This window comes from Pantoea sp. JK (assembly GCF_026130245.1).
Taxonomy (GTDB): Bacteria; Pseudomonadota; Gammaproteobacteria; order Enterobacterales; family Enterobacteriaceae; genus Pantoea; species Pantoea trifolii.
On record NZ_JAINFN010000002.1, the window covers coordinates 1 to 13724 of the forward strand.

A 13724-nucleotide genomic window follows, 5' to 3' on the forward strand; every position below is an offset into this window, starting at 1 on the left:
ATGGCGATGGCGGGAAGCTTCGTGCTGCCAACCCGGCGGACGAGACATTATCCGCGAGCGGTGAAAAAGAAGCCGAAACGCTATGCGTTCCGGCATGATTAAGTCTTAACTGACGAGCATTACACCATAAATGGCGACCCTACGGCGGCGGCGGATGCTGTCACTGTTTAATCATTTTACTGTCATCAAGCTTTCATCCGCTTTGCCCGTAATAGCGGGCAATCAACACCTCAGAAGAGATGGAGTGCAACATGGCACAGGCATTACTGAAAACCGTGGTCGACAATCCTTACCCGCATGTTACAGGGCAGGGCAACAAGGTGTTGTCGGTGCAGGGATTGTGCAAAACCTACGGCGCCAATCAGGTGCTGGATAACGTCAGCTTCGATCTGCATGCGGGCGAGTTGGTGGCGGTGATTGGCCGCTCAGGCGCAGGCAAATCGACACTGTTACACATGCTGAACGGCACCATCAGCGCGTCGCAGGGCGCGATCCTTAGCAATCGCCACGGCGAAGTGGATCGCGATGTGGTGACGCTGAATAGCCGCCAGATGCGCGAGTGGCGCACCGAATGCGGCATGATCTTCCAGGACTTCTGTCTGGTGCCACGCCTTGATGTGCTGACCAACGTACTGCTCGGTCGTTTGAGCCAGACCTCGACGCTGAAATCGTTCTTCAAGGTCTTCTCCGAAACCGACCGCGCTCGCGCTATCGAACTGCTGCAGTGGATGAACATGCTGCCGCAGGCGCTGCAGCGTGCGGAAAACCTCTCCGGCGGCCAGATGCAGCGTGTGGCGATTTGTCGGGCGCTGATGCAGAACCCGCGCATTTTACTGGCGGATGAACCCGTGGCGTCACTCGATCCGAAAAACACCAAACGCATCATGGATGTGCTGCGTCAGGTGAGCGAGCAGGGCATCAGCGTGATGGTGAACCTGCACTCCATCGAACTGGTTAAAAGCTACTGCACCCGCGTGATCGGCATTCAGCGCGGCAAAATCCTGTTTGATGGACATCCTTCCCAGTTGACCGACGGCCTGATGCATGAGCTGTACGGCGACGAAATTAACCAGCTCCACTAACTCCCACAGCAAGAGAAAACCTAAGAATGAAACTGACTTCTTTAGCTTTACTGACTATTGCGATGGCATTTGGCGCAAACGCAGCGGATGCACCAAAAGAGTTGAACCTCGGGATTCTTGGCGGCCAGAACGCCACGCAGCAGATTGGTGACAACCAATGTGTGAAAGATTTCTTCGACAAAGAGTTGCAGGTGGATACCAAACTGCGCAACTCGTCTGACTATTCAGGCGTGATTCAGGGCTTGCTGGGTAACAAAATCGATCTGGTGCTGAGCATGTCGCCGGCTTCGTATGCCTCGGTTTACCTGCAAAACCCGAAAGCGGTGGATGTGGTGGGCATCGTGGTGGACGACAAAGACGGGTCTCAGGGTTATCACTCAGTGGTGATCGTTAAGGCTGACAGCCCATACAAAAAGCTGGAAGACCTGAAAGGCAAATCGTTCGGCATGGCCGATCCCGATTCAACCTCGGGCTTCCTGATGCCGAACCAGGCGTTCAAGAAAGAGTTCGGCGGCACGGTGGACGATAAGTACAACAACACCTTCTCCAGCGTCACCTTCTCCGGCGGCCACGAGCAGGACATCCTCGGCGTGCTGAACGGTCAGTTCGACGGCGCGGTGACCTGGACGTCGCTGATTGGCGACCGTGAAACCGGTTATACCTCGGGTGCCTTTGGCCGTTTGATTCGCATGGATCATCCTGACCTGATGAAGCAGATCCGCATCATCTGGCAGTCGCCGCTGATCCCGAACGGTCCGATTCTGGTGAGCAACAATCTGCCCGCTGACTTCAAAGCGAAGGTGGTGGCCACCATCAAGAAACTGGATAAAGAAGATCACGGCTGCTTTGTTAAAGCGGTTGGCGGTGCCCAGCACATCGGTCCAGCGACCGTGGCGGATTATCAGAACATCATCGATATGAAGCGTGATTTGATGAAGGGTACGCGCGGTTAATTTAGGTGGGGTGCTCGCTGTCCCCCATCCCGGCCTTCCCCCACAAGTGGGGGAAGGAGATGCTGCCACATGCAACTCCCAAACTCGCATTTTGCAGCATCTTCCTCCCCCATTAATGGGGGAGGACCGAGGAGGGGGACAGCGAGCACACTCCAGTCCCCAACCAACAGGAATCCCCCCTTGACCGATTTCGAACACTACTACCAACGCATCCGCCGCCAGCAAAAGCGCGACTCGCTGCTGTGGTCGCTGCTGTTGCTGGCGCTCTATCTGGCCGCGGGCAAGATGGCGGAATTTAACCTGCTTACCGTCTGGCAGTCGCTGCCACACTTTTTTGACTACATCGGCGAAACTATGCCGGTGCTGCATCTTTCACTGCTGTTCGCCGACGGCAAAACCGAGGGATCGCTGGCCTATTGGGGCTATCGCTTACACTTCCAGCTGCCGTTGATCTGGGAAACCTTGCAGCTGGCGCTGTCGTCCACCATCGTGGCGGTGGCCGTTGCCGGCGTGCTGGCGTTCTTCGCCGCCGATAACACCCAAACCCCGCGCAGCCTGCGCGTGGCGATCCGCGCCTTTGTCGCCTTCCTGCGTACCATGCCGGAACTGGCGTGGGCGGTGATGTTCGTGATGGCGTTCGGCATTGGCGCTATTCCCGGCTTCCTCGCGCTGGCGCTGCACACTGTCGGCAGCCTGACCAAGCTGTTTTACGAAGCGATTGAGAGCGCCTCGGATAAACCGGTGCGCGGACTTGCGGCGTGCGGTGCCAGCAAACTGCAGCGCATGCGCTTTGCCTTCTGGCCGCAGGTCAAACCGACGTTTCTCTCCTACAGCTTTATGCGTCTGGAAATCAACTTCCGCTCCTCAACCATCCTTGGTTTGGTCGGCGCGGGCGGTATCGGGCAAGAGCTGATGACCAATATCAAACTCGATCGTTACGATCAGGTCAGCATCACGCTGTTGCTGATCATTGTGGTGGTGTCGCTGCTGGATACGCTGTCCGGCTGGCTGCGTCGCCGCGTAGTGGAAGGAGACACAGCATGATCGCCTTAGCGCCGGATGTCGCCAAACTCAAGCAGGAGCATGCCGCCCTGTTTGCCGCGCAGAACCGCTATCTGCACCGCGTTGCGCTGGTGGCGCTTGCCATCGCGCTCTATTACCTGTTCTTCTTCGAGTTCTTTGGCATTGAGTGGAGCCGATTTCTGATTGGCTGCCAGCAGCTCAGCCGCTATTTCCTGCGCATGTTTGTCTGGCAGGATTTCCTCAACTGGCCGTTTGGTTACTACTTCACGCAGGTCGGGATTACGCTGGCGATTGTGTTCTCCGGCACGCTAACCGCATCTTTAATTGCCTTGCCGGTCTCGTTCCTGGCGGCGCGAAACGTCATGCACGATCCGGTTACGCGACCGATTTCACTGGTGGTACGCCGCGTGCTGGATGTGCTGCGCGGCATCGACATGGCGATTTGGGGGCTGATCTTCGTGCGCGCCGTCGGCATGGGACCGCTGGCTGGCGTGCTGGCGATTGTGATGCAGGATGTCGGCTTGCTCGGCAAACTCTATGCCGAAGGGCACGAAGCGGTGGAGCGTTCACCGAGTCGCGGCCTCAGCGCGGTCGGCGCGAACAGCCTGCAAAAGCATCGCTACGGCATATTCACCCAGTCGTTCCCGACCTTCCTCGCGCTCAGCCTGTATCAGATTGAGTCCAACACCCGCTCCGCAGCGGTGCTGGGCTTTGTCGGCGCGGGCGGCGTGGGTCTGGTGTATGCCGAGAACATGCGTTTATGGAACTGGGATGTGGTGATGTTCCTGACCCTGATTCTGGTGGCGGTGGTGATGATCATGGATGTGGTCTCCAGCAAGCTGCGTAAACGTTACATCACGGGGAAAGGGGTGCCGTTGTGGCAGCCTGCCGCGCGCGACTAAGCCGTTCACTGCGCTGCCAGGCGCGCTCCAGCGCCTGCACCAGCTGCGCCTGATGCCAGGGTTTCGCCAGCCGCTCACACAGCGGCAGCGTCACCTGCGTCTGGCGCAGATCCTGACCGCTGATCAACACCGTCGCCAGATGTGGCCACTGCGCCTGCGCCTGGCGAATCACATCCGCGCCGTTGATGCCGCCCGGCAGCATCAAATCACTGATTAACAGATCGATATCCGGCGTCTGGCGCAGCAGCGTCAGCGCGCTTTCGCCGTCGCCACACTCCAGCGTCAGATAACCCAGCTGATGCAGATGTTCGCACAGCGTTTGTCGCACCGTCGGTTCATCATCCAGCACCAACACCAGCCGATCGTTGCTGGCCTGCGGCACCAGCGGCGGCGGCACGTTGAGCGGCTGTGCCGCTTCGGGCGCGCGCGGCAATAACAGCCGCACGGTGGTGCCTTGCCCCGGCGCGGTTTCCAGCTCGATCTGGCCGCCGGATTGACGCACAAAGCCATACACCATCGATAAGCCCAAACCGCTGCCGCTGCCGATCGCTTTGGTGGTGAAGAACGGCTCGAACACCTGTTCGCGCACCTCGGCCGACATGCCGCAGCCGTGATCGATTACTTCAATGGTGACGCGATCGCGCTTGCCGTCGGCTTCCTGTTTGCGCTGATTCCAGATACGCAGGCGGATTTCGCCGCTCTGCTGCGCCATCGCATCGCGCGCGTTGACCACCAAATTGATCAGCGCATTCTCCAGCTGTCCGGCATCGATCCACGCTGGCCAGCCGGGACGTTGCGCATCGATCACCAGCTGCTGGCCGGGCAAAAGTGCGTGTTGCAGCAGCGAATGCAGATTGTCCACCAGCTCCACTACCGACACCGCGCGCGGATAGAGCGCCTGTTTGCGCGAGAACGCCAGCAAACGCTGCGTCAGCTGCGCCGCGCGGTCGGCAGCCTGACGTGCACGATCGATACGGCTGGCGAGCGTGCCGGGCGGCAGCTGATCGACGGTTAACGCCAGGCTGCCGATGATCACCGCCAGCAGATTATTGAAGTCGTGCGCCAGTCCGCCGGTGAGCTGTCCAACCGCTTTCATCTTCTGGCTGTGCAGCAGCGCCTCTTCCAGCGCCTTGCGCGTGGTGCGCTCCAGCACGGTATTCACCATGCCGCGCCGTGGCACCGGGCTGAAACGCAGCTCCAGCGTGCGTCCATCCGCCAGCCGCACTTCCTGCGCATCGGCTAAGCCATTGAGCTCAACATCGACGCGTTTTAAAAGCTGTTGATAGTGCAAGCCGCGATGCAGTTCGCGCGGCGCAATACCCAGCAGTTCGGCATATTGCGCATTCCACACCACCAGCTGGCCGCTGTTATCAAACAGCGCAAAGCCGTCGCGCATCGCGAGAAAGGTCGATTCCAGCTGGTTGCTTTTCTCTTTTAGCAGGCGTGAGGTGTGCGCCAGCGACGCGGTGTTGCGCGCAAACACGTTGAAGGCGCGTGCCAGATCGCCCAGTTCATCGCGGCGCGCCAGACCCGGCACGTTGACGCTTTTCTCACCCTGCGCCAGCCGGGTCATGGCATGGGCGATGGCGGTGAGACTCGAACCGAGATTGCGGTAGATGTAGTAACCGGCGTAACCGGTGATCAGCAGCGCCAGCAGCATAAACAGGCCGATAAAGCCGATGATCGAATCCAGCTCTTCATGGGTTACCGCGCTGCGGGCGTCGCTCTGCTGCGCCACCAGCTGCACGTAATGGGTGATGTCGTCGTTGAGCATCGCCACCAGTGCTTTGATGCGATAGGTGGCGTAGGCGATGGCGATATCACTCTGTTCCAGTTGCTGCGCCACCGGCTGCAAATCATTGCTGGTGGCGATCAGCCGCTGTACTTGCGTATTCAGCACGCCGTTGAGCCTTAACGCCCGCCACTGACTGAGCACCGATTGCAGCTGCTGCACTGCGGCCTGCGGCGCGCTGGATTGAATCGCCACGCTGAATAAGCTGCGGGTTTGCTGGCGCAGTGCGGCGGAAGGGGAATCAGCGCGCGTTAGCAGGTCAATGCGATTGAGTAATAGCTGCGATTGCCACAAGCCGCTGAGCATGACGTTGCGCTGCAGATGGCGCTGATGTCCGGCGCGCAGCAATTGATTGATGGTCTGTTCCAGCATCTGGCTGCGCTCGCGGATGCGCGTCAGCAGCTGCGGCTGCTGCGACGCCAGCGGCGCATTCGCCAGCAAGCTCAGCGACCGCTGCAGCTCCAGCTGCGTCTGCTGCAGGCGCGCCGATTCACTCTGATACTCCAGCGCGCCGACCACCTGCGATAAACGCACCGCAGCGATCGCCACATTGGCGGTATCGCGCGCCAGCGCCAGGCTGCCGTTCATATCGGCCAGCGTTTGTGCCTGCGCCTGTTCCTGAATGTGACCTGCGTGGCGAAATCCAAAAATCGCTACCAGGCTCACCGCCAGCGTCACCGACATCACCAGCAGATTAAACAGCAGCAGACGACTGCGCGCGCCCGCGTGCCAATGCAGACTGTGACTCATGGCTGCCACTCCTTACCGCTCAACTGCTGGCGAGTATAGAAGCGCCGGCAGAGCGAAATATGACAAATATGAATGACCGCTGACATTTTCCATTTATCTAAGCAGGCTTTACTCGCTGCAACCTTTGCCAGCAGGAGCCTCGTTATGGCGACAGCACCGATATTAGAAATGCGCGCGATCACCCGACGCTTCGGCAACTTCTATGCGCTGAAAGGCGTCGATCTCACGGTCTGGCCCGGTGAAGTGCATGCGCTGATGGGCGAAAACGGCGCAGGCAAAAGTACATTGATGAAAATTCTGGCCGGTGCTTATACCGCCAGCAGCGGGGAAATCCTTATCGACGGCCAGCCGTACACCATTAAAGGCCCAAAAGAGGCGCTGGCGGCGGGCATTACCCTGATTTATCAGGAGATCAATCTGGCACCGAATCTGACGGTGGCGGAGAACATCTTTCTCGGCAGTGAAATCACCCGCGCGGGTCTGGTGAAGCGTCGCCAGATGGCGGAAGAGGCGCAGCGAGTGATTGATCGTTTGGGCGCGCAGTTCAGCGCCACCGATCGGGTTAGCCGCCTGAGCATTGCCGAGCAGCAGCAGGTGGAAATCGCCCGCGCGCTACATCGCAACAGCCGCATTCTGGTGATGGATGAGCCGACTGCCGCACTCTCGAACCGGGAAACCGAGCAGTTGTTTGCGCTGATTAAACGTCTGCGCAGCGAAGGGATGGCGATCATCTACATCAGCCATCGCATGGCGGAGGTGTATGAGCTGTCGGATCGCGTTAGCGTGCTGCGCGACGGACAGTACGTCGGTAGCCTGACGCGCGAGCAGCTTAACGCCAGCGAGCTGGTGCGCATGATGGTCGGGCGTCCGCTCAGCGATCTGTTCAACAAAGACCGCAACATTCCGCTCGGCGACATCCGTCTCGCCGTCAATCACCTGTGCGACAAACACAAAGTGCATCCCAGCAGCCTGTCGGTGCGGGCCGGTGAGATCGTCGGTCTGGCGGGCCTGGTCGGCGCCGGGCGCAGCGAACTGGCGCAGCTGATTTTTGGCGTGCATCAACCGAGCGGCGGCGAGATCTGGATCGACGGGGAAAAAGTGCAGATTCACTCGCCGCGCGACGCGATTGCGCGCGGCATCGGGTTTCTCACCGAGAACCGCAAAGAGCAGGGCTTGTTCCTCGAACTGGCGGCGCAGGACAACATCGTGATGGCAACGCTGGAGCGCGACGCCAGCTACGGCCTGCTCAATCGCCGCAAAGGGCAGAAGATCGCCAGCGAGGCGATTGATGCGCTCAACATCCGCGTGCCGCATGCGCAGGTGCGCGCGGGCGGCTTATCCGGCGGCAATCAGCAAAAGTTGTTGATTTCACGCTGGGTGGCGATTGCGCCACGCATCCTGATTCTCGATGAGCCGACGCGTGGCGTCGATGTCGGCGCCAAGAGCGAAATCTACCGCATGATGCAGCAGATGGCGCAGCAGGGCGTGGCGATTTTGATGATCTCCAGCGAGTTACCGGAAGTGGTGGGCATGAGCGACCGCGTCTATGTGATGCGTGAAGGTGCCATCGCCGGTGAGTTGAGTGGGGCAGAGATTAGTCAGGAAAACATTATGACACTGGCCACCGGCGCGCAGCCGGTTCAGGCCTGAGGAGAGCGCAATGACCAGTGAATCCGCACGCGTAAAAAGCCCAACCCTAAAGCGCGCGTTAATGAGTGACCTGCTGCAAACCGTCGGTATCTTGCCGATTCTGATCCTGATCGTGGCGGTATTTGGCTTTGTCACGCCGAACTTCTTCACCGAGGGCAATCTGCTCAACATTACGCGTCAGGCCTCAATCAACATCGTGCTGGCGGCGGGCATGACCTTTGTCATTCTCACCGGCGGCATCGATTTGTCGGTGGGATCTATGCTCGGTACCACAGCGGTAGTGGCGATGGTGGTGTCGCTCGATCCGGCGTTTGCATCACTGACGATTCCAGCGGCGTTAGGTGCCGGGCTGATTATGGGGTTGTTCAACGGCATTCTGGTGGCGTGGGCAGGGCTGCCGCCCTTTATTGTCACCCTCGGCACCTACACCGCGATGCGCGGCGCGGCTTATCTGCTGGCGAATGGCACCACGGTGATCAACTCGGATATCAACTTTGAGTGGATAGGCAACGGCTATCTCGGTCCGGTGCCGTGGCTGATCATCATCGCCTTCGCGGTCATCGCGCTGTGCTGGTTCATTCTGCGTCGCACCACTTTAGGCGTGCACATTTATGCGGTCGGCGGCAACGTGCAGGCGGCACGCCTGACCGGCATCAAAGTCAGTGTGGTGCTGCTGTTTGTCTACGCCATGAGCGGTTTGCTGTCGGGGCTGGCCGGCTTGATGAGCGCCTCGCGGCTCTACAGCGCCAACGGCAACCTCGGCGTCGGCTATGAGCTGGATGCGATAGCGGCGGTGATCCTTGGCGGCACCAGCTTTGTCGGCGGTATCGGCACCATCACCGGCACGCTGATTGGCGCGCTGATTATCGCCACGCTGAATAACGGCATGACGCTGATGGGCGTCTCCTATTTCTGGCAGTTAGTGATTAAGGGCGCGGTGATCATTATCGCGGTGTTGATCGATAAGTACCGGACGCGGCATCACGTGGGTTGAGTTATATCGTGCTTGCTGTCCCCCATCCCGGCCTTCCCCCGCAAGCGGGGGAAGGAGACGTAGCCACATGCAGCTTCAGTACGAGCATATGGCAGCATCTTCCTCCCCCACTTGTGGGGGAGGACCGAGGAGGGGGACAGCAAGCACCCATCATAAAAACCAAAAAGCAGGAGAACATCGACTATGCGTTTTAATCCGATTCTAACCGGACTGCTGGCGGCTACGCTTCTGAGCGCGCCATTGGTGCAGGCCAAAGAGCTGAAATCCATTGGTGTGACCGTCGGCGATCTCGCCAACCCGTTCTTCGTGCAGATCACCAAAGGTGCGGAGCTGAAGGCGCGCGAGCTGGCGGGTGACAAGGTCAACGTAACGCTGGTCTCTAGCGGTTACGATCTTGGCCAGCAGGTGGGGCAGATTGATAACTTCATCGCCGCCAAAGTGGACATGATTATCCTCAACGCCGCTGATTCCAAAGGCATCGCACCCGCGGTTAAACGTGCGCGTGATGCCGGGATTGTGGTGGTGGCAGTCGACGTGGCGGCAGACGGCGCTAACGCCACGATCACCTCCGATAACACCGCCGCCGGTGCCATGGCGTGTAAATACATCTCCGATCGCCTGAAAGCCAAAGGCAACGTGGTCATCATTAACGGACCGCCGGTTTCTGCGGTGCAGAACCGTGTGGAAGGCTGCATGAACGAGCTGAAAACCCATCCGGACATCAAGTTGCTCTCCTACAACCAGAACGCCAAAGGCAGCCGTGAAGGTGGCCTGGAAGTGATGACCGGCCTGCTGTCGGCTAATCCGAAGATTGATGCGGTGTTCGCGATTAACGACCCAACCGCGATTGGTGCCGATCTGGCGGCGAAACAGGCGCAGCGCAATGAGTTCTTTATTGTCGGCGTCGATGGATCGCCAGACGGTGAAGAGGCGCTGAAACGCAAAGGCTCGCTGTTCGTGGCCACGCCAGCGCAGGACCCGCAGGTGATGGCGGCGAAAGCGGTGGAGATTGGCTATGACATCCTGCAGGGCAAACCCGCGCCAGATAAGCCGGTGCTGATTCCGGTGACGATGATCGATCGTAACAGCGTTAGCAGTTACAAGGGCTGGACGGTGAAATAATTGCGGGTTCCCCTCACCCTAACCCTCTCCCATCAATGGGAGAGGGGATAGTTAGGTTTGCTCGGTCAGCTCCCTCGCCCGCTTGCGGGAGAGGGCTGGGGTGAGGGCCAGCGAGTAAAGGAGGAGACGATGCAACGCTCTGAAGTGAATGCGATCCTACAACGTACCCGCGAATTCTTTATGCGCCAGGATGTGCATCTGCCGCCGTGGGCCGATTACGGCCTCAGCCAGTGGCGCGCGCTCGATAAACATGATGCCGATGAACTGCTGGCGCTGCACCTCGGCTGGGATGTCACCAGCTTCGGCGCTGACGATTTCAATCAAACCGGTTTAACCCTGTTCACTTTGCGCAACGGTTCGCGCGGTGGCCAGCCGTGGGCCAAACCCTACGCCGAAAAGATCATGCATGTGCGCGAAGGGCAGGTCACGCCGATGCATTATCACCCGCAAAAGATGGAAGACATTATCAATCGCGGCGGCGGCAATCTGATCGTTACGCTGCATAACCGCGCAGGCAATCAGCTGGCCGAGACGGCGGTCAACGTCACGTTGGATGGCATTCGGCAAACCCACGCCGCCGGTTCGCAGCTGCGTTTATCGCCGGGCGAAAGCGTCACTTTGCTGCCGGGCATCTGGCACAGCTTTTGGGGTGAAGAGGGTTACGGCGATGTACTGGTGGGCGAAGTCTCAATGCCCAACGACGACGAACACGACAACGTGTTTCTTACCCCGCTGGCACGCTTCAATCCGCTTGATGAAGATGAAGAACCGCGCTGGCTGCTGTGTAACGAATATCACCGCTGGCTGGCCTAAAGGAGCCTGATATGGCACTGATTTCCCTGGCGCAGGGTTTGGCCCATGCGCAACAGAACGGCTACGCGCTCGGCGCGTTTAACGTCCTCGATACCCATTTTCTGCGCGCGCTTTATCAGGCGGCTGAGCGGCAGCGCTCGCCATTTATCATTAGCATCGCCGAAGTGCATTTTAAGTATGTCAACCTCGAACATCTGGTCGCCGCCGTGCGCACCGAAGCGGCGCTGCACGATATTCCGGTGGTGCTGCATCTCGATCACGGCCTGCATTTTGAGGCGGTGATGCAGGCGATTCGTCTTGGCTTTACCTCGGTCATGTTCGATGGCTCGACGCTCAGCTACGAGGAAAACGTCCGCCAGACGCGCGAAGTGGTGAAGATGTGCCACGCGCTCGGCGTTTCGGTGGAAGCCGAACTGGGTGCGGTGGGCGGCGATGAAGGCGGGGCGCTGTTTGGCGAGGCCGACAGCGATAAATTTACCGATCCGGCGCAGGCCGCTGATTTTGTGCACGCCACCGGCATTGATTGTCTGGCGGTAGCAATTGGCAATGCACACGGCAAATACAAAGGCGAACCCAAACTCGACTTTGACCGGCTGGCAGCGATTCGCTCGACCGCTGGCATTCCGCTGGTGCTGCATGGCGGTTCCGGCATTAGCGATGCGGACTTCCGCCGCGCCGTTAGCCTCGGCATCAATAAAATCAACTTTTACACCGGCATGTCGCAGGCGGCGCTCGGGGCGATTGAAGCGCAGATCACTCAGCGCGATGCACGCTACGACGCCTTTGCCGAATTGCTAATGGCCGTGGAGCGTGACATCGCCAACGTGGTGGCGCAGCAGATGCAGGTGTTCGGCAGCGCCGGGAGGGCCTGAGAGTATGGTGCGTAACGGAATCATCGGTGCCGGCAGCATGCTGGTGGATCACGTGCAGCGCATCAGCCACTGGCCGGAACAGGGCTGGCTGACGGAGATTCAGCACAGCGAGAAGTGCAGCGGCGGCGCGGCGCTCAACGTGCTGTTTACCCTGGCGCGCATGCAGCTGAATTTGCCGCTGGCGGGCGTCGGCATGGTGGGCGAGGACAGCGACGGCGACTACATCCTGCAACTGCTGGACGATCATCACATCGACCGCCAGTTTGTGCAGCGCACCGCAGGCATCAACACGGCGATGACGCAGGTGATGACCACGCCGGACGGCCAGCGCACCTTCTTTCATGCTCGCGGTGCCAATTGCAAGCTCGATTTGGCGCATTTCGCCGACGTCTCCACATCCCATCGCATTTTCCATCTCGGTTATTTGCTGCTGTTGGATAGCCTTGATGTGCCGGAGAAGGAATACGGCACGCGCAGCGCACGATTGCTGGCGCAGATGCAGCAGCGCGGCTATCTCACCTCACTCGATTTGGTGTCGCGCGTGGGCGAATATCGCCCGCTGGTGGTGCCCGCGCTGCGCTGGCTCGATTATTTGGTGATCAACGAACTGGAGGCGCAATCGCTCACCGGCATCAGTTTGCGCACGCCGCAAGGGCTTGCCGCGCCTTCAGCGTTTGCCGAGGCGGCGACCTGGCTACTGCAGCAAGGCGTACGTCAGCGGGTGGTGATTCACGCACCGGAAGGGGCGTGGGGCCAGCAAGCAGAAGGCGAAGGGCGTTGGCAGCCCGCGTGGTGTTTAGCGCCGGAAGAGATCGTGGGTAGCGTTGGCGCGGGCGATGCGTTTTGCGCCGGTGTGCTTTATGCCAGCCACGAAGGCTGGTCGCTGACGGAAACGCTGAAGCTGGCGCACACCTGCGCCTGTTTTAATCTGCATGCCGCCAACGCGCTGGACGGCACGCGGCCATTAGCCGAGATGCAGCGCTGGATGGATCAGGCGATTTGCGTTTCACGCGCCGAAGAGGCAGGACGCATCACATCGGCGGAGAAAACATAGCCGAGACCGCGAATGGTGCGGATCAGGCTCGGTTGATGCGGGTTGCTTTCGATCTTGCGTCGTAGCCGCATAATCAGCACATCAATGGTGCGATCAAACACCTCGAGGCTTTCGCTGTGCGTCAGTTCGAGCAGTTGATCGCGGGTTAATACTTTGCGCGCATGCGCCACCAGCGCACGCAGTAGCGTGTATTCACCTTGCGTCAGCGGCACGCTTTCGCGCTGTGGATTGAACAGCTGACAGCGCGCATCGTCCAGCCGCCAGCCGTTAAATTGCCAGCCTTCATCCGGCAACGCTTTCGGCTGCGCCAGTCGTCCGCAGCGACGCAGTGCAGCGCGCGCTCGTGCCACCACCACGCGCGGGTTGAACGGCTTGGCGATGTAATCATCCGCGCCCATCTCCAGTCCCACCACCATATCTGCTTCCGAACCCATGCCGGTCAACATAATCACCAGCAGATCGGGACGCTGCCGCTGCATTTGCTGCAGCACCAGCAAGCCGTTGGTGTCTGGCAGCATCATATCCAGCATCACCAGCGAAATTTCCGGATGTAGCGCCAGCAGAGCCAGCGCATCTTTACCCTGATGGCAGCAATAAACGGTAAACACATGTTCATTCAACACATCGTGCAGCAATTCGCACACTGCACGATCATCATCGACCACCAAAATCGCGGGCTTCATGGATGCGCCTCTTTTGTTACGAAAGGGTTAAATG

At 59.4% G+C, this 13724-nt stretch carries 12 protein-coding genes; 10 read left to right on the forward strand and 2 right to left on the reverse strand.

The annotated features are described in order from the left end of the window. The first annotated feature begins 251 nt into the window (after positions 1-251). The 4 genes from phnC (at position 252) to phnE (PanJK_RS04445) (ending at position 3960) form a co-directional block, all read left to right on the forward strand. Positions 252-1082, forward strand: coding sequence for a phosphonate ABC transporter ATP-binding protein (phnC, locus tag PanJK_RS04430; RefSeq protein WP_061717640.1), 831 nt, complete (start codon positions 252-254; stop codon positions 1080-1082). Positions 1083-1108: 26 nt separating this feature from the next. Next, complete coding sequence (gene phnD, locus PanJK_RS04435; RefSeq protein WP_256696776.1) at positions 1109-2035, forward strand: phosphonate ABC transporter substrate-binding protein; 927 nt, start codon at positions 1109-1111, stop codon at positions 2033-2035. 180 nt (positions 2036-2215) lie between these two features. Beyond that, positions 2216-3079: a phosphonate ABC transporter, permease protein PhnE gene (gene phnE / locus PanJK_RS04440; protein WP_256696775.1), complete on the forward strand. Its 864-nt coding sequence runs from the start codon at positions 2216-2218 to the stop codon at positions 3077-3079. Next, complete coding sequence (gene phnE, locus PanJK_RS04445; RefSeq protein WP_265297480.1) at positions 3076-3960, forward strand: phosphonate ABC transporter, permease protein PhnE; 885 nt, start codon at positions 3076-3078, stop codon at positions 3958-3960. The genes phnE (PanJK_RS04440) and phnE (PanJK_RS04445) overlap by 4 nt, the downstream gene beginning before the upstream one ends. Here the strand turns inward: phnE (PanJK_RS04445) and PanJK_RS04450 are convergent. Beyond that, positions 3914-6502, reverse strand: coding sequence for an ATP-binding protein (locus PanJK_RS04450; protein ID WP_265297482.1), 2589 nt, complete (start codon positions 6500-6502; stop codon positions 3914-3916). The two genes, phnE (PanJK_RS04445) and PanJK_RS04450, sit on opposite strands and share 47 nt — an antisense overlap. A gap of 144 nt (positions 6503-6646) precedes the next feature. Between PanJK_RS04450 and PanJK_RS04455 the strand changes: the two genes are divergently transcribed. The 6 genes from PanJK_RS04455 to PanJK_RS04480 all read left to right on the forward strand — a co-directional run bounded on the left by PanJK_RS04455 (position 6647) and on the right by PanJK_RS04480 (position 13007). After that, a complete protein-coding gene (locus PanJK_RS04455) occupies positions 6647-8152 on the forward strand; it encodes a sugar ABC transporter ATP-binding protein (protein WP_265297484.1) in 1506 nt (501 codons plus the stop codon). A 10-nt stretch (positions 8153-8162) separates the two neighbouring features. Then, entirely contained in the window at positions 8163-9146 is a 984-nt protein-coding gene (locus PanJK_RS04460; RefSeq protein WP_008105488.1) for an ABC transporter permease subunit, read from the forward strand. A 183-nt stretch (positions 9147-9329) separates the two neighbouring features. Beyond that, positions 9330-10268 (forward strand): ABC transporter substrate-binding protein, encoded by a 939-nt coding sequence (locus PanJK_RS04465; protein ID WP_008105486.1) that lies wholly within the window; start codon positions 9330-9332, stop codon positions 10266-10268. Positions 10269-10397: 129 nt separating this feature from the next. Next, complete coding sequence (locus PanJK_RS04470) at positions 10398-11081, forward strand: D-lyxose/D-mannose family sugar isomerase (protein WP_061717633.1); 684 nt, start codon at positions 10398-10400, stop codon at positions 11079-11081. An 11-nt stretch (positions 11082-11092) separates the two neighbouring features. Further along, the gene (locus tag PanJK_RS04475; protein WP_256696772.1) at positions 11093-11953 is read left to right on the forward strand and encodes a ketose 1,6-bisphosphate aldolase; all 861 of its coding nucleotides are present in this window, start codon (positions 11093-11095) and stop codon (positions 11951-11953) included. A 4-nt stretch (positions 11954-11957) separates the two neighbouring features. Then, the gene (locus tag PanJK_RS04480) at positions 11958-13007 is read left to right on the forward strand and encodes a carbohydrate kinase family protein (protein ID WP_265297492.1); all 1050 of its coding nucleotides are present in this window, start codon (positions 11958-11960) and stop codon (positions 13005-13007) included. Here PanJK_RS04480 and PanJK_RS04485 read toward each other — a convergent pair. Further along, positions 12944-13690 carry a response regulator gene (locus PanJK_RS04485; protein WP_265297494.1) on the reverse strand — a complete coding sequence of 249 codons (747 nt, stop codon included), beginning with the start codon at positions 13688-13690 and terminating at the stop codon, positions 12944-12946. The genes PanJK_RS04480 and PanJK_RS04485 overlap by 64 nt on opposite strands. Between the last annotated feature and the right edge of the window lie 34 nt (positions 13691-13724).

Bases quoted from the DNA above. Each gene is read 5' to 3' on its own strand.
- phnC (WP_061717640.1), top strand. From the start codon at position 252: ATGGCACAGGCATTACTGAAAACCGTGGTCGACAATCCTTACCCGCAT.
- phnD (WP_256696776.1), top strand. From the start codon at position 1,109: ATGAAACTGACTTCTTTAGCTTTACTGACTATTGCGATGGCATTTGGC.
- phnE (WP_265297480.1), top strand. From the start codon at position 3,076: ATGATCGCCTTAGCGCCGGATGTCGCCAAACTCAAGCAGGAGCATGCC.
- PanJK_RS04450 (WP_265297482.1), bottom strand. From the start codon at position 6,502: ATGAGTCACAGTCTGCATTGGCACGCGGGCGCGCGCAGTCGTCTGCTG.
- PanJK_RS04455 (WP_265297484.1), top strand. From the start codon at position 6,647: ATGGCGACAGCACCGATATTAGAAATGCGCGCGATCACCCGACGCTTC.
- PanJK_RS04460 (WP_008105488.1), top strand. From the start codon at position 8,163: ATGACCAGTGAATCCGCACGCGTAAAAAGCCCAACCCTAAAGCGCGCG.
- PanJK_RS04465 (WP_008105486.1), top strand. From the start codon at position 9,330: ATGCGTTTTAATCCGATTCTAACCGGACTGCTGGCGGCTACGCTTCTG.
- PanJK_RS04470 (WP_061717633.1), top strand. From the start codon at position 10,398: ATGCAACGCTCTGAAGTGAATGCGATCCTACAACGTACCCGCGAATTC.
- PanJK_RS04475 (WP_256696772.1), top strand. From the start codon at position 11,093: ATGGCACTGATTTCCCTGGCGCAGGGTTTGGCCCATGCGCAACAGAAC.
- PanJK_RS04480 (WP_265297492.1), top strand. From the start codon at position 11,958: ATGGTGCGTAACGGAATCATCGGTGCCGGCAGCATGCTGGTGGATCAC.
- PanJK_RS04485 (WP_265297494.1), bottom strand. From the start codon at position 13,690: ATGAAGCCCGCGATTTTGGTGGTCGATGATGATCGTGCAGTGTGCGAA.